The sequence below is a fragment of the Bacillus sp. AFS015802 genome (genome assembly GCF_002561455.1).
Taxonomy (GTDB): domain Bacteria; phylum Bacillota; class Bacilli; order Bacillales; family Bacillaceae_B; genus Rossellomorea.
Genome location: NZ_NTUP01000009.1, coordinates 58104 through 80305, shown reverse-complemented (window position 1 = coordinate 80305; position 22202 = coordinate 58104). Strand labels below are relative to the sequence as shown.

The window sequence follows — 22202 nt, the reverse complement described above, 5'->3', positions numbered from 1 at the left end:
CAGTTTTCAAGGTTCAATGTAGCGCCTCTCTCGAAGCGACTTGACCATCATATCAAGAATTCAGTGTAGTTGTCAACAACTTTTTTTGAAATGTTTTATGATTTCACTGAATGTTGTTGTGTACCCGCTGCTCTCTTGCGACGGTTTTTAAAGTATATCAAGCTATTGGATGTTCGTCAATAGCTTTGATAGATTTATTTTAAAAACTTTTGCCCCCCTCCAATAAGAGCTCATGATCCTTCTATTAAAAGCACCTCTTTCTTCTATATATGAACAAAAAAGAAAACCGGCTCACCCTCTGCGTTGGAGGATAAGCCGGTTTTTGTTAGAACATTAGTCGATCTTAATGATGTTTTCGTCGTTACGGTTTACGTTACCAGACTTCTCGATTGTTACTTGCTGACCTTCTTTAAGGTTTGTGAAGACAATCGGTGTCATGATGGAAGGCGCGTTATTTTTGATGTAGTCAAGATCTACTTCTAGTAATGGTTGACCGGCTTCTACCTGGTCCCCTTCTTTTACTAGGGCTTCGAATCCTTTACCTTCCAGTTTCACTGTATCGATTCCAACGTGGATCAGTACTTCACGGCCTGCTTTGGACTCAAGTCCGATAGCGTGCTTTGTCGGGAAGACGTTTACGACTTTACCTGTGATAGGAGAAACGATTGTTCCTTCAGTCGGTACGATCGCGAAACCGTCACCCATCATCTTACCTGAGAATACTTGGTCAGGCACTTCTGTGATGTCTTTGATCTCACCTGTGATCGGAGCTACGAACTTTTCGTTATCGCGTTCAGTTTGAAGAGCTTCCGGATTCACTTCTTCGATTTGTTGCTCTACTTCTTCGTTTGCGTTTGTTTCTACTTTACGTGGAGCTTTCCCACGGATGATGTCTTGCATTTGTGATTTGATTGTGTCTGATTTTGGTCCGAAGATCGCTTGAATGTTATCTCCGACTTCAAGTACACCTGAAGCACCAAGTTTTTTCAGACGGTTTTTATCTACTTGTTTTACGTCATTGACAGATACACGAAGACGAGTGATACATGCGTCTAAGTGTGCGATGTTTTCTTGTCCACCCATCGCATCAAGGATGTTGTAAGGAAGATCGCCTGCTGAGCTTGCAGGAGCGTCATCTTCATCTTCATCTACATCTTCACGACCAGGAGTCATAAGATTGAACTTGCGGATAGCGAAACGGAATCCGAAGTAGTAGATGAATGCAAACACGATACCTACCGGGATGACGATCCAGGCATTCGTCTGCGGGTTGATCAGTCCGAATAGGACGTAGTCGATTAACCCACCGGAGAATGTCATACCGATTTTGACATCTAGTAGATGCATTGTCAGGAATGAAAGACCCGCAAAAATTGTGTGTATACCAAATAGTACTGGTGCTACGAATAAGAATGAGAATTCGATTGGTTCTGTGATACCTGTCAAGAATGAAGTCAAGGCTGCTGATGCCATGATTCCACCTACAACCGCTTTACGTTCAGGCTTCGCTTCATGGTAGATCGCTAATGCAGCTGCCGGAAGTCCGAACATCATGAATGGGAATTTACCAGTCATGAACGTACCTGCCGTCAGGTCTTGTACACCATCTTGAATTTGTTTCATAAAGATTGCCTGGTCCCCACGAACAACTTCACCAGCTGCTGATGTGTAAGAACCGAATTCGAACCAGAATGGAGCATAGAAAATGTGGTGCAATCCGAATGGAATAAGTGAACGTTCGATTACACCGAATACAAATGCTGCAAATGCTCTGTTTTCACCAAGCATAAAGTTTGAGAATGTGTTAAGACCATCTTGGATCGGTGGCCAAATCAATAACATTAATAATCCTAATACAACGGAAGATGCTGCTGTTGCAATTGGAACAAATCGTTTACCTGCGAAGAATCCTAAGTATGAAGGAAGTTCGATTTGATAGAAACGATTGTACATGGATGCTGCCAGGATCCCGACGATTATACCGCCGAATACACCTGTTTGTAAGGTTGGGATACCGAGGACCAGTGCAAATGCCGGATCGACGCCGTCACCTGTCACATCACCAATACCTAACCCTTCAACCGTACCCATTGTTACGTTCATGATCAGGAAACCTACGATAGCCGCTAAACCGGCCACCCCTTCTCCACCGGCGAGACCGATGGCAACACCGACTGCGAAGAGCAGTGCAAGGTTTCCGAAGATAATTCCACCCGCTTGTTCCATTACGCTGGCAACGGTTTCAACACCGCCGTTAGCAAGGAATGGGGCAATGTCCAGAAGCGTTGGATTTTGAAGAGCATTACCAAACGCTAGTAAAAGTCCCGCTGCAGGTAAGATCGCAACTGGAAGCATTAATGCTTTACCGACTTTTTGTAGTACACCAAAAGCCTTTTTAAACATGTGAGTTTCCTCCCTTTATTTTCATTTTCAACTAATTAGATGATTGCGCCTAACCAAACAAAAAAGGCATGAGAAAAGAGGATAATGAACGTATATGGATAGACTACCCCAAAATACACGTTTCAATTATCTTCTTTACTCATGCCTGATCGAATCAGTAACACGTAAGAAAAGATAAGTACTTTAATTCACTTTATTTTGAATCCGCTGCAGATGCATCGTGAGGTATACTGCCTCAGCATCGTAAACGGGTTTCTGCAATGTTTGCTGCATCATCTTAATCAGCTTCCAAGATAGATTATAGCAGACAGGGTATTCTTCTTTCAACAGTTTTGCAATTTTTTCTGGTTCTTCTACTCTTTCTCCCCGCAAAACCCGTTCAATCGTGTATCGAATATGCCGAATGAGTCTCATATAATCGACGCTCTCTTTATTGATTACAACATCCAGCTGCTGTTCGATCATCCCTATCAGGCGACTGATCAATTGAGAATGCTGGTTCACTTCAGAAAGATCTTTGTTCATCATGGCACTGTGAATATGAAGGGCGATGAATCCCACTTCCCCTTCAGGCAGATGAACATCGGTCATATCATTGATCATACTGACGACTTCTTTCGCTATTTCATATTCAAATGGATACAGCGTTCTTGTCTCCACCAGAAATGGATTCCGGATCTCCATTCCTCTCATCAATCGGTTTATGGCAAAAAGGATATGGTCGGTCAGGGCGATGTGAATATGCTCGTTAAGAAATGAGTTGGTTCTTTTCCTGATCAACTCGATAGCAGAAATAATGACGTTCGACATATCATCATTCAAGAAAGGAAGAAGGTTCTTGTACTGTTCCTGTTCTTTTTCCCCTTTTAAGACAAACATCTTTTCGGCGATATCATTTTGGATGGGATCCCCCTTTTTCCGGTTGAATCCTATCCCCTTCCCGATCAGTACGACTTCTCCATAGCTCTCGTGGACAGCGATCAATACATTATTATTTAAGGCTTTTTTCACATTTAAAGTAGACATACTCAATTCTCCCTATATATTCGACCATTTTCGACATTACCCGATTTCATGATTTTAACGAAAACTGACCCTTTTTTCAATTCTTACTTCTCACCTAAGTACTATCTTCTCTAAGTCTGCTTCTATTCCCTTTATTTATATTCTACACCTTTCTCTATAAAAAACAGAAAGAAGCTGATCTGCAAGAGATCAGCTTCTTATGATAGGTGCCTTATGTTACACCAGGAAGATAAAGTACAGGACAAAGATCACAAACAGGAAGTACATGATTGGATGGATTTCTTTCACGTGACCCTTCATGATCATCGTAATCGGATAAAAGATAAATCCGATGGCGATACCCGTTGCGATGCTGTACGTAAGCGGCATGGCGACGATGGTCAGGAATGCCGGTACCGCTACCTCAAATTTCTTCCAGTCGATTTCACCTAACGACGAAACCATCAGTACCCCGACAATGATCAAGGCTGGCGCCGTCACAGCCGATGTGATGACGGCAAGTAACGGGAAGAAGAAAATCGAAAGGACGAAAAGGATGGCAGTCACAACGGATGCGAATCCTGTCCTTGCTCCAGCCGCTACCCCTGCAGATGATTCAATATAAGACGTTGTGGTGGATGTTCCTAAGATAGCACCGACTACCGTTGCACAAGAATCTGCGAATAACGCTTTTCCTGCACGCGGTAATTTGTTCTCTTTCATCAAGCCTGCTTGATTGGCTACCGCTACGAGAGTACCGGCAGTATCAAAGAAATCGACGAATAAGAATGTCAGAATGACCACAAGCATTTGTATGGTAAAAATACTGCCTGCATCATTGAATAATGGCTCCAGTGCCGCTCCGAAAGTCGGCGCAAGGCTCGGTGCTGCATCCACGACTCTTTCCGGTGTATCGATCAAACCAGCAATCATTCCCACGATGGCCGTTACGACCATTCCGATGAAAATGCCACCTTTGACGCCTCTTGTCATTAAAATAACCGTGATGATAATTCCGAAAATCGCAAGTAAGGTAGTCCCATTTGTTAAATCACCAAGACCCACTAATACGGCATCGTTATTTACGATGATGCCGGCGTTTTGAAAGCCGATGAATGTAATGAATAAACCGATCCCGGCTCCAACAGCGTATTTTAATTCAGCCGGAATCGAGTTAATGATTTTTTCCCGGATGCCCGATAGTGTTAAGGCGATGAAAATCAGTCCTGAAATCAATACTCCCGTTAAAGCAGATTGCCAAGGTACCCCCATCGTCAGGACGACGGTGTAAGCGAAGAAGGCATTTAAACCCATCCCCGGTGCCAAAGCGATCGGATATTTGGCGATCAAGCCCATGATCAACGACCCGATGGCCGCAGCCAATGCCGTTGCCACGAAGACCGCACCGTAATCCATTCTCATGCTGTCCGGAAGATCCGGCACGGATTGAAGGGTCAACGTAAGCGGGTTGACAATTAAGATATAGGCCATCGACAGGAATGTAGTCAGACCCCCGATGATCTCCCTTTTATAATTCGTTCCCAACTGGTCAAACTGAAAGAAATTCCTCATTCTTGTACTCCTCCTATAGAGTCGCCGTAGAAAATAAAAAAACCTCGAACTACCAGAGTTCAAGGCTTTGACTGTTAAGATCAAGATCATTAGAAACCGCCGTGAAACGGTCCTATCATCCATCACCTCGTAGTCAAGCCATTTACGGTAGCTTGGTAGAAACGCTCGGGCCCTATTCCCGAAATTATACGACGTAATACTTTTATAATATTTTTTATGATTACAGTACTATTGTACCAACGGAAATCCTGTCCGTCAACACAAAATACGAACATTATTATTAAAATATCATATTAATGTTCGTTAAATACAAAAAACGACAGGCACCTTCCGTTTGTCGAATGGATTCGACCCGGAAGAAGCCTGTCAGTTATTTATTCTCAAATTTATTATTCCCACTCGATCGTTGCAGGTGGCTTACTCGTCACATCATACACTACGCGGTTGATATGGTCGACTTCGTTCACGATGCGTGTGGAGATTTTCTCCAGAACATCCCACGGGATACGTGCCCAGTCGGATGTCATTCCATCAATGGAAGTCACCGCACGGATTCCGATGGTGTAGTCATAGGTTCTCGCATCCCCCATGACACCCACACTCCGGATATCAGGCAGGACAGTGAAGTATTGCCAGATATCACGATCAAGTCCGGCTTTTTTGATTTCGTCGCGTAGGATGTAATCAGATTCACGGACGATTTCAAGCTTTTGCTCGGAAATCTCACCAAGTACACGGATACCAAGACCCGGTCCAGGGAAAGGCTGGCGCCATACGATTTCATCCGGAATACCGAGTTCAGAACCTAATGCACGTACTTCATCCTTGAATAATGTGTTCAACGGTTCGATCAGGGTGAACTGCATATCTTCAGGAAGCCCGCCGACGTTGTGGTGGGACTTGATCGTTTGCGCAGTCGCCGTACCACTTTCAATGATGTCTGTATATAACGTACCTTGGGCAAGATATTCGATGCCTTTAAGCTTCGTCGCCTCATCATCAAACACATAAATGAATTCATTTCCGATGATTTTACGCTTTTGCTCAGGGTCGGAAACGCCTTTAAGTTTATTTAAGAAACGGTCCTGTGCGTCCACTTTAATGACGTTCATGTTAAAGCCGTCAGCGAAAGTTTTCATGACGCTGTCCGCCTCTCCTTTTCGAAGAAGTCCGTGATCAACGAAGATACATGTCAGTTGATCACCGATTGCTTTGTGGATCAAGACGGCCACGACGGATGAATCGACCCCTCCGCTTAGTGCACAAAGAACCTTTTTATCACCGACTGTTTGGCGGATCTTGTCCATTTCCATTTCGATGAAGTTCTCCATGGACCAGTCGCCTGTGCATCCACAAACTTCAAATACGAAGTTCTTCAACATTTCGTTTCCATGAACCGAGTGACGCACTTCAGGGTGGAATTGAACCGCATATAGTCCTTTTTCTTCATTACTCATGGAAGCAATCGGACAAGAAGGGTTTGTCGCATTCACGTCGAATCCTGCAGGCGCTTCTACGACAAGATCTCCGTGACTCATCCACACAACCTGCTCTTCCGGAAGGTTCGAGAATAATTTAGACTGCTTCTCGATATTGATGGCTGCTTTCCCGTACTCACGGTGCTTCGCACGCTCCACCTTCCCGCCGAAATGCATCGTCATCAGCTGCATACCGTAGCAGATCCCGAGAATCGGAATATCCAAATCAAAGATACGCTCATCACAGCGGAATGAGTCTTCACCGTAGACACTGTTCGGTCCACCGGAAAAGATGATTCCTGTTGGATTCATTTCCTGGATTTCTTCAAGGGTAACTGTATGCGGGTGGAGCTCACTATAAACACCAAACTCACGGATTCTTCGCGTGATTAACTGATTGTATTGACTTCCAAAGTCCAAAACGACGATCATTTCTTGATTGTGCAATTCTTCTTTACCAAGCATTCAGTTCACCTCTTCAGTTTATTTACCATATACTCTCTATTGTTGTTAGCATTCCAAAAAAATATAAAAAAAACTAGACTCCGCCTTAAAAAAAGGCAGAATTCTAGTTTTTTGCATACAAGGATGTCAAATTAGAACACTGCCTTCATAGTCCAGTCATTTAAGGTGACCGGGTAGATACTTTCGAACCGTATTATCGAGGATATACGAAGGATGCTAACGAACGCTATTTGAATTTGACATCATTTTATACTCTGTAGGGAACCGGGTCAACCGGTTGTCCTTTTAATTAAATTTTCCCACAATTCCCTCATCTTCTTCCAGTCTTCTGATGTAGGGTTCTGACCGTATAATATACGTTCATAATTATTCGTCAGGCTGGTCATTTCACGGGTACCGAAGAACTGATCGATGTATCTCGAATACCCCCGTAATGTCTGACCGTCATCCATTTTCAATCCGTATCTTTCCAATTGTTTCATGAGGGACAGATAGGCTTCGGAGAACACATCGTCTGATGATTTACCTCTGTAATAGAGGATCAGCAAATATGGCATCCAACGTCTTCTCACCAGATATAAAGCAAACGTGATGATGATCAAGAGAATGGATACCATCACAATCTTGCCCCAGTTGTCGGCAACGAATGATTTCGCATCATCCCAAAGTCCAGATAAAGAAAAACCATCACCGGGGGATGCTGTATCTTCTTCCGGCTGCAGCGGTTTCTTCGGAGTATCCTTCTGCTCAGGCACCGGAACTTCATTATTCTCCGGATCAGGTACATCCAGATCATATTGATACGAGACATTGTTGCTGAATCCGACAGTAGGCTCAAACGGAACCCAGCCCACTTCCGGGAAGAATACCTCTACCCACGAATGGGCATTGTTGTTTGATACTTCATAAAGCTTGTACGTCGAATCCACCTGTCTGCTGTATTCCCCTTCTGTGTACCCCTTCGCCCATCTAGCCGGGATTCCGAGGGCCCGCACCAGAACGACCATGGAGGTGGAGAAGTTATCACAGTATCCGCGCCGGGTTTCAAACAGGAACTGATCTACGTAATCCTGCCCTTCTTCGGGAACCGGAACATCAAACTGATCATACACATAGGCTTCCTTTGAAAAATAATTCTCGATCGCCCTTACTTTGTCATACCAATTATCTTCTTCCGATGTGATTTCAACCGCCAGGTCCCTTACCCGCTGAGGAGTCGTGTCAGGCAGCTGGGTGTAACGATTGACAAACTCAGGAACCTGCATGATTTCCTGCTCTTCATTCGCCGCCTTCATCTTTTTTTGGGAAAAGGAAGGGGGACGGTAGGATAGCTCATACTCGTCAAGCTTGACCGTTTCATCGAGCTCTCTGTAACTCGTCACTTTTTCATTAATGGGATTGAAGCTGAAATATCCTTTATCATTTCCATTGATCGTTTCCACCCCATATGGATAGACGACATGGGAATACTTCCGTTCCACCGTGACCTTTTCACTTTCCAGATCCCGTTCTTCACCAGATTCAGGTGAAGGGATCGGAACCTTTTTTCCCGAATCAAATGGCAGGGCAGCTTGTTGATCGTCCGGTATGGACTGCTCCCACCCCTTCCCTGTATAAAGATCCTTCGATTCAATCTTCCAGTAATGCTCCCTTGTCACCTCAGCATTGAATACAACAGTCGGATCACCGACAAAGGGTCCTCCAAGCTTTGTATCGTCGGTATCATAGCCAATCTTGTTTACCCCGCTGCCGCCTGCGTCCTCAGAGAATGACTGAAGATAAGGGACCGGATCAGGCCAGAGCGGATCCGCTTTAGGAGCGGCGAAAGCAACGACCGAACTGACTCCGAGCATCACCGTAAGCGGAACGATCCAGCGATGGCGGCTCATTTTGGAACCCCGTAGATTCTCTCTCTGCATCAGCCTTTCAAGAGCCAATAGCCCCATAAGAAGAAAGCCGAAAAGGACCACACGAATAATGGAGCTGTCTCCCTCATAAACCGTAAAGGTGTCAATCAGACACACATAAGCGACGGTCATGATATAAAAAAGAAGGATCGTCTTCCGGACTGATATCCAATAATGGATTAAATAGGTCATCAACCATAGAAGCACAAAAAATAATAAACTTCTGTATTCAAAGGATAAACTTGGCCATTCACGACCGAGTGTCAATCCCAGATTACTCCACAGATCTTGACCGAACTTCTTCAACCACCCGGGAGCAAAGAGAGAACCGGTATAGTATAGCTCATGCAAACTGTACAGGATAAAAAGGACTTTCACCGATGCCGTGATGACATAATGAATCCTAAAGTAAGACAGAGCGAGTGCCAAGGCGATAAAAACCACAAAATAGGTTAAGCTTGCTGTGTCCGTCACCACCTTGAGGGGCTTTAACCACTCCCATAAAAGCAAAAATCCAAATAAATAACTCACGACCTTAAGGGTTGAGTTCGCTGTGTCTTTCCTCATGCCCGCTTCACCTCCAGAAAGGCGGATGAAAAATCGCCTTCAAAGCAAATCTTTAAACGGATGCCCCTTGAAGAAGCATAGGCCTTTAACGATTTTTCTTCGGCTGTATATGCCTCTCCCATTCTTTTCACTAAAAAGATGACAACAGAGCTGTTCCGCTTCGCATACTCATTTACGCTCATAATCATTTTTTTCGACACGGAGGACGTCACAAACATTACCGCGGCTGATTGAGAATAGTTCAATCCCGCTCCCTGCAGGACCTTCCCTAGAGCAAATGGACTGTCCTGTCTCACTTTCGCTAAATGATAATTCAGTTGACTCAGGTGCTCGTCCCCGCCTCTTATCGGAAATGATACATGATCTTCTCCGATCGACACGAGGCCGACCTGGGCCCCTTTTTTGACAATGGACCGGATCATCGAGGCTGTAAACGTGACCATCGCTTCAAATGCCGGAGAAGGTTCCCTGTCGAGGACGATGAGGACATCGTGGGATTGACGCTCTTCAAACTCCTTCGTCATCAGCTCATTCGTCCTGGCAAATGTTTTCCAATGAATCCACGAGAATCGGTCCCCCGGTTGATAATCACGGATCCCCGTCGCCATCGTCGTATCCTTTTGAATCTTCACGTTCGACGTCGTCATACCCTGATCATATCTATTCTCCAACGGGCGATACGGAACATCCACGATTGATGGATAGACAAGAATTCGATCCTTGCACTCCACCGCCGCTTCCTTCTCGAAGACCCCGAAGAAATCACCCGTCCTGAACCGGACTTCAGAAAAAATATGCTCACCCCGGGGAAGCTCATCGATGTAATACGTCAGCTTGATCCGTCTTCTGAATCCCGGATGAATCATCGCTTTCGCCTGTTGAAAACCGGAGTGATGAAAAACGGAATCCGTCACCATGTCTTCCATCACCATGTAGAACAGGGGAAATGGCAGCTTTCGGGACAAGGTGATCGTGACCTTCAGTTCGTCCCCGGCTTTATACTCACTCGACTCAAAGCTCCTCTCCACATAAAACTCCGACAAAGGATACAAGAAAATCAAAACGGAATACATGGCGAAAGGTAAAAAGCTATAAAATAAAAACCAGCTCACAAACCCTCCTTGGAACATCGCATACGAAAAGGTCACTCCGATTAAGATAAGGAGGAGCAGAAACTTCCCGATCGGCTTAAGAAATTGAAGTTTCTTCTTCATCTATCTCACAAGCCTTTGGACAGGAACCGGTATACGCGCCATCACTCTCTCGACCACTTCTTCAGGCGTGATCCCTTCGTACCTCGCTTCGGACTTCATGATGATCCGGTGAGAGAAAACGAATGGCGCCAAAAATTGCACATCGTCCGGGACCACATAATCCCTGCCTCTTAAATAAGCATACGCCTGACAAGCCTTCATCAGGGCAATCGATCCACGAGGGCTCGCGCCCAGGTATACATTGGCGTGGATTCTCGTACGGTTCGCAATTTCAACAATGTATTTCTTGATGGTGTCATCCACCAGTACTTCCTTCACATCTTCCTGGATAAATCTCAATTCCTCCAGGGTCATCACCGGCTCCAATTCATCGATCGGAGGAGTCCTTTGGGCGCGGTGAAGGACTTCCATCTCTTCCTCCGGTTCCGGATAGCCCATCTTCATCTTCAACAGGAAGCGGTCGAGCTGCGCTTCCGGGAGCGGATAGGTCCCTTCATACTCAATCGGATTCTGTGTCGCCATAACAAAGAAAGGCTTATCCAGCTTCCTCGTCATCCCGTCAATCGTCACGCTGCTCTCTTCCATTCCCTCAAGCAGAGCGGACTGGGTCTTCGGCGACGTACGATTGATTTCATCAGCGAGAATGATATTCCCCATGATCGGTCCCGGTCTGAACGTAAATTCCATTTCCTTCGGGTTATAAATCGATACACCGATCACATCGGATGGCAGTAAGTCGGGCGTGAACTGAATACGTTTGAAGCTTGCCCCGACGGATTTTGCAAGCGCGCGCACCATCATCGTCTTCCCGACACCCGGCACATCTTCAAGTAATACATGCCCGCCGGCAAGCAGGGAAACGATGCTCAGCTCCGCTACCTTTCTCTTCCCGATCATGACTTTCTCTATATTATCAATGATACTTTGTAACTTCGGATTCACCATTTCATGTGACATCGTACCCCTCCTGAATGATTCATTATCATCTATAACTATTACTACTTTCGTTTAAAAAGTCGAAAATCCTCTATAAATTGGGAAATTGGTATAGAAATTTTGGGGAATTGGTAGGAGATGAGGTGCTGAGGTTGGGGATCTGCAATTTTCTGTCGAAATAAATAAAGCCGATTCTCCATCAATCGAGAATCGGCTTCACTTCTTTATTTCCAAAAATCATCAAACACCGTGACCGGCAGATGACGTTTGTGCTGTGTTTTCAGGTAATGACCTTCAATGGTTTTCTTGGCTTCAGCGGGGACTTCTTTCCCTTCCAGGTAATCGTCCAGCTGATCGTACGTGACGCCAAGGGCTTCTTCGTCCGGAAGCGACGGTCGATCTTCTTCCAGGTCCGCTGTCGGCTTCTTATTGTATAAGTGTTCAGGACAGCCGAGCTCGATCAAAAGCGCTCTCCCTTGACGCTTGTTCAGGCGGAAAAGGGGAACCAGATCTGCCGCTCCATCGCCGTATTTGGTGTAAAAGCCGGTGACCGCTTCAGCAGAGTGATCTGTACCAAGCACCACGCCATTCTTCATGGCGGCTATGGCAAATTGCACCTTCATCCGTTCACGTGCCTTTTCGTTCCCTTTGACAAAGTCGGAAAGCTCGATGCCATTACTCTTCAACGTTTCGACGCTTGCATCGACTGCGGGTTGGACATTGACCGTCATCGACACGGTCGGATTGATGAATTCCACAGCATCAATGGCATCCTGAGCATCCCCTTGTTCCCCGTAAGGAAGTCTGACAGCATAAAAAGCATACTCCGATGAACCGGATTCCTGATTCATTTCATCAATGGCCATCTGAGCAAGTTTACCTAATAAAGTAGAATCCTGGCCGCCCGAAATGCCAAGGACCAGACTTTTCAAAAATGAATGCTTCTTCAAGTAAGCCTTCATAAAGTCGACGCTGCGACGGATTTCTTCCTGCGGATTGATTTCCGGGGAGACCATCATTTCTTCTACGATTTGTTTTTGAAGAGAATCCATGTTTTCACACTCCATGTTAGGTTTTGTTACATCATATTATATCTTTTTATCTTACCCAATCCCAGGCAAACTTACCAATTTTCGCTATGTTTTTCTTTTACTTCGGCTTTTACGCGATGAATGAGATCCATCTTATTGTTCCAGCACTCTTCACTTAAGTCCACAGGGTATTCTTCCGGGTTCATGGAACGCTTATACTCATCCCATAACAATTCAAGGTTTTCATTCACGAAGCTTCTCATATCTTCCAGTGGAGGCGTATCATACACAAGCTCGCCGTCCTTGAAAACATCCACATGAAGCTCCCTCGCTTCGAAATTCGTGACGAACTTACTGATATACGTATGGACGGGATGGAACATCTTCAACCGTTCCTGACTTTCAGGATGTTCATGATCCAGGGCAATATATTCGCCCTCTGATTTATGATTAACCGTATTGATGATGCGATAAACCCTTTTCATCCCGGGAGTCGAAACTTTTTCGGCATTACTTGAAATTTTAATCGTGTCTTCCATTTCACCTGACTCATTTTCTATGGACACGAGCTTATACACGGCACCCAAAGCGGGCTGATCGTAGGCCGTGATCAGCTTCGTCCCGACACCCCATACATCAATCTGCGCTCCTTGCGCCTTCAAGTTTAAGATCGTATACTCGTCCAAATCGTTGGAAGCGATGATCTTCGTATCCGTAAATCCGGCATCATCCAGCATCTTGCGGGCCTTCTTTGATTGGTACGCCATGTCTCCGCTATCAAGGCGGATCCCCTTAAAGTTGATCTTATCACCGAGCTCCTTCGCTACCCTGATCGCCGTCGGCACACCGGACTTCAACGTGTCATACGTATCCACTAAGAACACACAATCCTTATGGCTTTCCGCATACTTATGGAACGCCTGATACTCATCCCGGTAAGCCTGTACCATGGCATGGGCGTGGGTGCCGGAAACCGGCATGCCGAATAACTTCCCGGCCCGGACATTACTCGTCGCATCAAAGCCGCCGATGTACGCAGCCCGTGTTCCCCATATGGCTGCATCGAGCTCATGGGCACGTCTCGTCCCGAACTCCATCACAACCTCATCCTGTACCACCTGCTTGATCCGGTTCGCCTTCGTCGCAATCAATGTCTGGTAGTTCACGATATTCAGGATTGCCGTCTCCAGTAACTGAGCCTGAGCAAGCGGCGCCTCCACCCGGACAAGGGGGACATTCCCGAACGCAACCTCCCCTTCCTGCATGGACCTGATCGTCCCAGTAAAACGAAGCTCCGCCAGATATTCCAGAAACGCCTCCTCATACCCCAACTCCCGTAAATACTCGATATCACTTTCTGAGAAATGAAACTTTTTCACATATTCAATGATCCGTTCAAGGCCGGCAAATACCGCATATCCATTGCCAAAAGGCAGCTTTCGAAAGAACACTTCAAAAACAGCCTTTCGATTATGGAAATCATCATCCCAATACGCCTTCGTCATATTTATCTGATACAAATCTGTATGCAACGCTAAACTATCATCTGCATAGTTCGTCATGTATTTCTCTCCTTTAAGCTATAGCCAATTGTTGAACATGATTGAGTCTTTTCTATTTTAACCAATATTGGGTGGGATATCGAATGATTAGTTTAGGGTTGGGTTTGTACAAACGTTTGGTTAAATTTATATTCTTTGTGGGGGGAAATAATTTAGTCTATTTATAAAATTTATAAAGGCATTATATGAAAGTCATGTTAAGCATTTTAGTGGGTTCTAATTTTTGTACCATAGGATAATTAAAAACTCCTTTATCTGTATGGAATTCTCCGGATCCCCCATCAAATTTCCCTTCTTAGTTCCTTATTTGTGGGACGAGATTTGACTCAAACATTTGATATCCTTCTTCAATCTTCAATTGTCTAAAAGACTCAACATCTTCTGGAGAGAAGGACAAATCACTAATATCCCCTACTTCTTTGTGAATAACACCTTCTAAAAAGTTAACAAACGATTCTCTTCTTTTTTCTGTATGCATATTTTCTAATGTTTTATTTAATTTCTTCCCTGTGTTACTCTTGTCCACATGTTGCTTAATTAAAGGAATATCATAGAAATTTAATAGTTGCATACGTTGCTCTTTATATAGAAGCACATGCCATTCAATAAAGATCTCATGGATTCTATCAAATGTCTCTGATGTTAATACTTTTTTAAAATCTTGAGACACTCCAATCGAACATATTTCTTTAAACATTTGCACAAATTTCGGTTGGTTCTCCTGCATAGTTTTACACAAGTCAATTAACTAGGTTAATTCTTTATGAAGTGGTTGTTCCACAGGAATTACCTCACCAAAATATTCTTCAACCTGATTTTCAACTGTTTTCATTGTTTTTATTGGACGTTTCACAATATCTTTCATACCATCTTTAGATTGACCAGCAAAACGCATAATATTGTTATATGAACTTACTTTAAATACAACTTTTTTTGCAATGTCTCTTCCGGGCATATCACCATCATTTCTAACAACGACAGCCCCTTGTGGAATCCCGAATAAATTTAAAAATAGAACATAGTAATATAACCCCCCATTGATTTCTGCAATATGACGAGAAACTTCTATACGCTCATTCCACCTTTTCTTCTTTTTAATTACTTTTTTTGTTTTTTTGTTCAATTCACCCATGTTATTTCTCCCCCATTAAAGTTTTATTTGTACAACCCCAAACTTTTTTACCGGTTTTTTCACAGATTCTGAGCCTAAGGTTTTATTTCTATCCGGAAAATGGGGTCAGTCCCCTATCACAAACCTTTGATTATATGATCCATTTAATATGATTGGATGAACAAAGGATACGTTTACAAAAAACGCTGAATTTTAAAAATGGGGTCAGTTCCCCGTCACGATAACGCATTAGTATGCAGAGGGACTGACCCCAAATTCTTAGAACTTTTCTACACTTATTTTATACATGTTTTTTCCCCAACCTATTCTTTATTATTATTGTATTTTTCATTAATAATCTGGTTCATTCCTTCAAAGTTAGCTTCGTTTAAATTGTGCATATCTTCTTCAAATACTTTCTTCATATCGAGGATGTTTTCTCTCCTCTCATCAACTTTTTCATTTAAATAATTGAAAGCTTCTCCTGTCACCCTTTCATTTTTCTTTAAATAAAGCAACGAGCCCCTCAAATTGTTGGTTTCTTCCAAGTTAGTACTACCCCAGTCTGCAGCGAATTGAAAAATATCACTCGTATTCAATACTTTTCGAGTAAGGTTATCTCCTAAAGCTTTCGTTCTCCAAGATTCCCACTTTTCAGCAATTTCCTTCGCTCGGTCAAACTCGTTTGTTAATCCATCGAGATTATATACATTGGCATAGGAGCCATCAGCAGATTTCGCTACCTCTTTTAATTGTTTTTGTCCAGCTGCATCTACATCGAAACCAATAACATTGACAATAGGTTTTACATTCGATTCTTTTAGTTCTTTCGCCGCTGTAATTGGATCCCCGTCACAAGTTTCAATCCCGTCACTGACAAGATAAATAATATTTGTATTTTGATCAGCCGGGTACATTGAGAGATCTTCACTCGCTTTTTGAAGGGAATTAGCGACAGGTGTCCAGCCCTTTGGTTCAATATTTTTTAACGTACTGCTCATTTTGTCCTTATCATAATTCGAGAAACCAAAGACTCTTTCATTGGCTTTACATGATAATTCTTTATCCTTATCACTTCCTGTTCCCTTATGACCATATACTCTCAAAGCAATTTTTGCGTCACTAGGTAAAGACTCGGTGAATTTTGAAATAGCTTCTTTCGCTAATTCCATTTTTGATTTTCCATTGACTTGAGCCTTCATACTACCACTTGCATCTAAAAGGATTTCAACGTTTAGGTTTTCTTTGAATTGATACCTGGGATCATCTATTTCTGGACTGCCAAATGATTTTATTTTAAGCATTTCTATCAATTGGTTTGGATCTTTATAATCTCCCGCAAACATTTGAACAAGGGTATTCCAATAAGCCTCGTAAACTTCTTCACCTTCCGTACCATTTAAACTGGGGAGTTTCTCTAATTCTTTCACAATCTCAATTTTATCTTCTTCTTCTCTAAACAGATTGTTCACAAATGGTCCTGCAGGATAATTGATTATATCTTCCATCTTCTCAGGAGCAACAGGAGAATAGCTAATGACTTCATACTTAACAGATTCCTTTTTATCACTTGGCTTACTTTCTTCTTCTGGTTCTTCTACGCTATTAGAAGTAGTATTGGTTGATTTAAAGTCTTTCTGTTCTTCTTTACACCCCGCTACAACAATTAATATAGCTAAAAGGATAGCAATAAAGGATACACTCGATTTGTATTTATTAACCACTCGTTCCCCCCACTTTCTAAATAAAATCATAGTATAAAGGAACAAGCCTAAATAGACTACTTGCTCTTATATTATGACTATTACTCAATCATGGATTGTATTTTTTCAAAGATGCTTGACACCATGCCTGATCCTCCATCTCCACTACTACTCACTGCAGTAGACAATAAAGTTACAATGGTAATAATGGCAGCAGCGACCCCGATCCAATTTAGAGCCTATTAACCTCTTTAGTTTCCTGTGTAAGTTTGGGAAAATGGGGTCAGTCCCCCGTCACAATAATACATTTTTGTATACAGGGGGACTGACCTGAAATTCTAGTTATTCAAGAATACTAATTTATATTAGTACTATATTTTTCATTGATTTCTTTTTTTAACTGGTCAATATTCTTATCTCTGCTCATTTCCAAATCTTCTTTTATTTTCTTTTCAGACTCATCTATTAAATCTTTTACATTTTCTTTTCTTTCCATAAGTTCTTTCTTATGTTCAATAGTAATTACATCTTCTAAAGAAAGATCAGCGATGATCCCGTACAAATTATTATTCTGGATGTCTGCCATTAATGAATAGTCATTTGTATAGCTTAGGATGTCAAAGTTTGCGTCTACTTTTTTGGCATCAGCATCATTGAGTGCGTCATCTTTCCAATCTTCCCAACTCTCTAAAACATCCTTTGCACGGTCAAATTCTTCCTCTAATTGTTTAGCATTGGTCACTGTTGTATAAATACCGTTAGTGTTATCAGCAAGAGATTTCAACTGCTTTTGAGCAGCGCCATCCACGTTAAATCCGATGACATTGACAATTGGTTTAATGTTAGAGTCCGCAAAGGTTTTAGCAAATTCAACAGGATTTCCGTCACAAGTCTCGACCCCATCACTTACAAGATAAATAAGATTCGTATTATTCTTTGAATCAAATTTGCTGAACGCTTCTTTTGATGCTTTTAATGCTCCTTCAATAGGCGTCCAGCCACTCGGCTCAAAGCTGTTTAATGCTTTATCAAATTGTTCTTTATTATACTTATCAAACCCATATACTTGTTCCACTCTGGAGCAACTCATTTTTTTGTCTTGATCCGAGCCAGATCCTTTATGGCCATAGACCCTTAGAGATACATTGGCTTCTCCAGGAGCGGTTGACAGGAAGTCATTAATGGCTTGTTTTGCAAGGTCCATTTGAGTTTTACCTTCAACATCATTCTTCATGCTCCCGCTTGAATCCAATATTATTTCAATATTGTAATTGTCTTTAAATTGGTATCTTTCATCGGTAGTATTGGGAGTACCTGACATGCTGTATTCCCACTTTTTCACAAGGTCTTGGGGGTCAGGGAAATCAACCGCAGCTAAAGAATACAGATACTTAAAATATTGATCATACTCTTCCTCACTTGGATGTTCGCTTAGTGGAGGAGCATTTTCAACTTCCTTGAAAAGAGTAGGCTCAAATTCTTCACTCCTTATTGGTTCACCTGCGAATGTACCAGGTGACTGACCAATTACCGCTTCCACTGAATTTGGCACTTCGGATATATTAATGTAAAAATCCTCTTTGGGTTTTTTATTTTCCTTCGTCTCCGAAGCGTCTTTTTCCTTCTTTTCAGTTCCTTGACTCTTATTTTGGTTATCTGCTTTTTGCTCAGCGCTATTACAACCTGATAACACCAAAGCCAGCAGGAGCCATACGAAAAGGTATTTTTTCATGTATATCCTCCTTGAATGCATGTAACTTGTTTGATTACTTTAATCAGTGGATTAGAATTTTCTACATTTTACTTAAAATGAATATTTTTTTGTTCAATGGTTCTTGTTTATTTACTCTGTTCGGTTCCATAATGGAGAATGTTTTCCGAGTCTCTGATTTAAAGTGCTTCAAGTATCCATCCCCATTGTCTCCCATATTCTTTTTCACATTTAAGAATCTATGAATCTATGGATTCGTATTACTGTCATATTTCTTGTGAATTTCATCCTTTAGATCGTTCAATCTCTTAGAACTACTATTATTTAAATCATTTTCGATTTCTTTTTCTGCTTCTTTTAGTAAATCTTCAACATTCTTTAATCTGTTCTGTAATTCTTCCTTATCTTCTTGGGTAATAATATCCTCTAAATAAATATTTTGTATTAAGCTAGATAGGTTGTTAGACTGACTTAGACCAGTGAAATAAAAATCATTCGTATATCCTAAAACATCAAAATATGCGTCTGTTTCTTTGGCATCCACATCATCCAAAGCGTCTTCTTTCCATTCTTTCCAACTCCCCAACACATCCTTAGCTCGGTTAAATTCATTCTCAAGTTGGTCTGAATTCGTGACGGTTGTATAGGTACCGTCTGTATTAGAGGCGATTTCTTTTAATTGTTTCTGTGCTTCACTATCAACATTGAACCCAATAACATTTACGATTGGGTTAATATTTGAATCTGCAAGTGTTTTAGCAAATCCGGCTGGGTTTCCATCACACGTTTCGATACCATCACTCACTAGATAGATTAAGTTAGTGTTGCTTTCAGAATCATATGACGAAAATGCTTTCTTGGATGCTTTTAGTGCTCCCTCTATAGGTGTCCAACCACTTGGCTGAAAACTGTCTAAGGCTTGTTCAAATTCTTTCTCGTTGTATGGTTTGAAATCATATACCTGTTCAACACTTGAACAACTTTTCTCTTTGTCAGCATCAGATCCTGTTCCTTTATGGCCATAGACCCTTAAAGAGACATTTGCTTCCTCTGGTACAGTAGAGAGGAAGTTATGAATGGACTCCTTTGCCAGTGCCATCTGTGTTTGGTTACCGACCTTATTCTTCATACTCCCACTTGAATCTAAAATAACTTCAATATTATAGTTTTCTTTAAATTTATATTTTTCATCAGTTGCGTTAGGGGTGCCCGATACAGCATATTCCCATTTTTTCAGTAGTTCTTGAGGGTCTTGAAAATCTTCAGACACTAGAGAATATAAATATTTAAAGTAATTATCGTATTCTTCTTCTGTGGGATTTTCACTTAAGGAAGGAGCTTTTCTTATCTCTTTCATCACTTTAGACTCCCATTCATCCGAACTAACTGGCTTTGCAGCGAATTGACCCGGTGACTGATTAATTAATTCCTCGGCACTTTCAGGAACTTCCTTTATCTCATCATAGAAACTTTCTTTGGTGTTATCTGTTTTTCCCTCTTCTTCTTGCTTACTGTTTTTAGTATTATTTTCACTTTGATGGGATGTATTTTCTGTCGTCACTTCTTCATCACAACCAATAAGAAAAAGACTCAGTGAAAGCAAGATCATTGTAAGATATTTCATGGGATGCCTCCTGTATTGAGAGAGATTTTATTCTGAATGGACAGTTTTTATGTTCGAGCGACGATAGCAAAAATCCATGTAAGCCCGCTATTCTACTACTAGCTAACAATCCCAACCTCGCTCATTCCACTTCAGTTTTATATTTATTTTTTATTTCTTCTTTTAAGGATTCTATCTCGTTTTCATTCATTGATTTTAAATCCTCTAAGATTTCATCTAAAGATGCGTCAATTAAATCTCGGGAAAAATGGGGTCAGTCCCCCGTCACAATAACGCATTAGTATGCAGGGGGACTGACCCCAAATTCCTCGTGAAATATTCACTTCATTCATTGAGTATTAATTTGATATTTATGTTCAAGTATCTTTTTGGCTTGCTGATAATTCTGTTGATTAATATTTTTTAATTCCGAATTGAATTTTTCAATTTCTAAATCTATCCATTCATGATACTTATTGTTCTTCTCTTCAATATAGATACGAGACTCCTTACTCATAAGGCTATTTTGCTGAAAAGTATAACCGAGTAGATTAATTTGATCTTTCTCGTTGAGAGACTTGGATTCTTCCTCAGTAATATAGTTAAAAATCTCCAAGCTATTTTGCACCTCTTTAAGATCTATGGATTGCTTACCTTTTTCCTTCCACTCTTTCCATGAGTTTGCTACATCATTAATTTTATTGAGCTCTGATTTCAGTTCATCTTGATCTTCTACGTTTTGATAGATGCCCTCAGTTGAGTCCGCAATCTCTTTTAGCTGTCTTTGCCCCTCACCATTAACATTAAATCCAATAACATTAATAATTGGACTAATGTTGGATTTATATAGTTTATTAGCGGCAGATACAGGGTCCTCATCACAGGTCTCAATCCCATCACTTATTAAATACACAATGTTTGTATTACTTTCTCCATCGTATTTCATCAAGTCTTGCTTAGCTTCATTTAAAGCAAGAGATATGGGGGTCCATCCTGTTGGTTGTACATCCTTCAGAGCTGATTCGAACTTTGATTCTTCAAAAGGTTCTATTGGATATAAGACCTCAGAACTGCTGCAGGATAGTGTTTTATCTTTGTCAGCATTGCTTCCTTTATGTCCATACACCCTTAATCCTACTCTTGTTCCTTCTGGTAACTCTCTTATAAATTCCATTATTTCTTCTTTTGCAGCGTCCATTTTGGTATTGTTTCCTGCATTCTGAGCCATACTTCCTGATGAATCTAGAATTACTTCTACATTTAAATTATCCTTAAATTGATAGCGTGAGTCTTCAATATCAGGGTTCCCAAAAGATTGAAAACGCATTTGTTTAAACAAAGTTTCCGGACCTTTAAAGTCTTTCTGTACTCTCTGAAGCAATTCCTGATAGTAATAGTCTAATTCTTTCTGAGAAGGATTCTCTTTAATGTTCGGCAAGTTTTTAAAGAGCTCTATCGCTTGCATCTTTTCCTCATTTGTTGCCGTGGGAATATAACTAGAATCTTTCCCTACAGGTAGACTTTCAAGCTCTTTGTAGGTATCGGGTAATGGTGTTATCTTCATACTTTTTTCTTCTTGTTTTCCCTTAGGTTCTACACTACCCATGTCTGAAGACTCACTATTATTACTAACAGCCTGCTCAATACTTTGTTGCTCTTCTTTCTCTTCTTTCTCTTCTTTGCCACACCCCGTAATTAATATAGATACTCCTATTAATAATGTCAGAGTTACTCTAAAATTCCTCATGTTATTCCCCCAAGTGATTACTCTTAAAATATTGTATTTAGCTGTAATTTAAAAAGCCTAAAAACTATCGCTTTTATCCACTCCAATCCTGCAACTATTGCTTCACTTGCCTCAACTAGTTGAATTGCTGGAAGAGGAGTAGCTGCAGTTCAGCTTGCAAGCTCTATATTTACCAATATCGCTTCGC

15 protein-coding genes and 2 riboswitches are annotated in these 22202 nt (G+C 41.7%); all 15 genes read right to left on the bottom strand.

Features of this window, described 5'->3' with window-relative positions:
• Positions 1–333 precede the first annotated feature (333 nt).
• The 15 genes from ptsG to CN378_RS06145 all read right to left on the bottom strand — a co-directional run bounded on the left by ptsG (position 334) and on the right by CN378_RS06145 (position 22015).
• Positions 334–2403, bottom strand: a complete 2070-nt coding sequence (ptsG, locus tag CN378_RS06215; RefSeq protein WP_098351058.1) for a glucose-specific PTS transporter subunit IIBC — start codon at positions 2401–2403, stop codon at positions 334–336.
• Positions 2404–2586: 183 nt separating this feature from the next.
• A complete protein-coding gene (gene glcT, locus CN378_RS06210) occupies positions 2587–3429 on the bottom strand; it encodes a glucose PTS transporter transcription antiterminator GlcT (RefSeq protein WP_098351057.1) in 843 nt (280 codons plus the stop codon).
• A 216-nt stretch (positions 3430–3645) separates the two neighbouring features.
• Complete coding sequence (locus CN378_RS06205; RefSeq protein WP_098351056.1) at positions 3646–4980, bottom strand: NCS2 family permease; 1335 nt, start codon at positions 4978–4980, stop codon at positions 3646–3648.
• A 110-nt stretch (positions 4981–5090) separates the two neighbouring features.
• Positions 5091–5192: riboswitch (purine riboswitch) on the bottom strand.
• A 177-nt stretch (positions 5193–5369) separates the two neighbouring features.
• A complete protein-coding gene (gene guaA, locus CN378_RS06200) occupies positions 5370–6923 on the bottom strand; it encodes a glutamine-hydrolyzing GMP synthase (RefSeq protein WP_098351055.1) in 1554 nt (517 codons plus the stop codon).
• 128 nt (positions 6924–7051) lie between these two features.
• A riboswitch (purine riboswitch) is annotated at positions 7052–7153 on the bottom strand.
• Positions 7154–7192: 39 nt separating this feature from the next.
• Positions 7193–9397: a DUF4129 domain-containing transglutaminase family protein gene (locus CN378_RS06195; protein WP_098351054.1), complete on the bottom strand. Its 2205-nt coding sequence runs from the start codon at positions 9395–9397 to the stop codon at positions 7193–7195.
• Positions 9394–10611, bottom strand: coding sequence for a DUF58 domain-containing protein (locus CN378_RS06190; protein WP_098351053.1), 1218 nt, complete (start codon positions 10609–10611; stop codon positions 9394–9396). Before CN378_RS06190 ends, CN378_RS06195 begins: the two co-directional genes overlap by 4 nt.
• Positions 10612–11568, bottom strand: coding sequence for an AAA family ATPase (locus CN378_RS06185; RefSeq protein ID WP_098351052.1), 957 nt, complete (start codon positions 11566–11568; stop codon positions 10612–10614).
• 203 nt (positions 11569–11771) lie between these two features.
• Positions 11772–12599 (bottom strand): ammonia-dependent NAD(+) synthetase, encoded by an 828-nt coding sequence (gene nadE / locus CN378_RS06180; protein ID WP_098351051.1) that lies wholly within the window; start codon positions 12597–12599, stop codon positions 11772–11774.
• A gap of 71 nt (positions 12600–12670) precedes the next feature.
• Positions 12671–14140, bottom strand: coding sequence for a nicotinate phosphoribosyltransferase (locus CN378_RS06175; protein ID WP_098351050.1), 1470 nt, complete (start codon positions 14138–14140; stop codon positions 12671–12673).
• Positions 14141–14435: 295 nt separating this feature from the next.
• Positions 14436–14843 (bottom strand): hypothetical protein, encoded by a 408-nt coding sequence (locus CN378_RS06170; protein WP_142323582.1) that lies wholly within the window; start codon positions 14841–14843, stop codon positions 14436–14438.
• A 45-nt stretch (positions 14844–14888) separates the two neighbouring features.
• A complete protein-coding gene (locus tag CN378_RS06165; protein WP_098351048.1) occupies positions 14889–15272 on the bottom strand; it encodes a hypothetical protein in 384 nt (127 codons plus the stop codon).
• A 302-nt stretch (positions 15273–15574) separates the two neighbouring features.
• The gene (locus CN378_RS06160; RefSeq protein ID WP_179884827.1) at positions 15575–16975 is read right to left on the bottom strand and encodes a vWA domain-containing protein; all 1401 of its coding nucleotides are present in this window, start codon (positions 16973–16975) and stop codon (positions 15575–15577) included.
• 334 nt (positions 16976–17309) lie between these two features.
• Positions 17310–18686 (bottom strand): VWA domain-containing protein, encoded by a 1377-nt coding sequence (locus CN378_RS06155; protein WP_179884826.1) that lies wholly within the window; start codon positions 18684–18686, stop codon positions 17310–17312.
• Between the two features lie 226 nt (positions 18687–18912).
• Positions 18913–20289 (bottom strand): vWA domain-containing protein, encoded by a 1377-nt coding sequence (locus tag CN378_RS06150; protein ID WP_098351045.1) that lies wholly within the window; start codon positions 20287–20289, stop codon positions 18913–18915.
• Positions 20290–20617: 328 nt separating this feature from the next.
• Entirely contained in the window at positions 20618–22015 is a 1398-nt protein-coding gene (locus CN378_RS06145; RefSeq protein ID WP_098351044.1) for a vWA domain-containing protein, read from the bottom strand.
• Between the last annotated feature and the right edge of the window lie 187 nt (positions 22016–22202).

Bases quoted from the DNA above. Each gene is read 5' to 3' on its own strand.
- ptsG (WP_098351058.1), bottom strand. From the start codon at position 2,403: ATGTTTAAAAAGGCTTTTGGTGTACTACAAAAAGTCGGTAAAGCATTA.
- glcT (WP_098351057.1), bottom strand. From the start codon at position 3,429: ATGTCTACTTTAAATGTGAAAAAAGCCTTAAATAATAATGTATTGATC.
- CN378_RS06205 (WP_098351056.1), bottom strand. From the start codon at position 4,980: ATGAGGAATTTCTTTCAGTTTGACCAGTTGGGAACGAATTATAAAAGG.
- guaA (WP_098351055.1), bottom strand. From the start codon at position 6,923: ATGCTTGGTAAAGAAGAATTGCACAATCAAGAAATGATCGTCGTTTTG.
- CN378_RS06195 (WP_098351054.1), bottom strand. From the start codon at position 9,397: ATGAGGAAAGACACAGCGAACTCAACCCTTAAGGTCGTGAGTTATTTA.
- CN378_RS06190 (WP_098351053.1), bottom strand. From the start codon at position 10,611: ATGAAGAAGAAACTTCAATTTCTTAAGCCGATCGGGAAGTTTCTGCTC.
- CN378_RS06185 (WP_098351052.1), bottom strand. From the start codon at position 11,568: ATGTCACATGAAATGGTGAATCCGAAGTTACAAAGTATCATTGATAAT.
- nadE (WP_098351051.1), bottom strand. From the start codon at position 12,599: ATGGATTCTCTTCAAAAACAAATCGTAGAAGAAATGATGGTCTCCCCG.
- CN378_RS06175 (WP_098351050.1), bottom strand. From the start codon at position 14,140: ATGACGAACTATGCAGATGATAGTTTAGCGTTGCATACAGATTTGTAT.
- CN378_RS06165 (WP_098351048.1), bottom strand. From the start codon at position 15,272: ATGGGTGAATTGAACAAAAAAACAAAAAAAGTAATTAAAAAGAAGAAA.
- CN378_RS06155 (WP_179884826.1), bottom strand. From the start codon at position 18,686: ATGAAAAAATACCTTTTCGTATGGCTCCTGCTGGCTTTGGTGTTATCA.
- CN378_RS06150 (WP_098351045.1), bottom strand. From the start codon at position 20,289: ATGAAATATCTTACAATGATCTTGCTTTCACTGAGTCTTTTTCTTATT.
- CN378_RS06145 (WP_098351044.1), bottom strand. From the start codon at position 22,015: ATGAGGAATTTTAGAGTAACTCTGACATTATTAATAGGAGTATCTATA.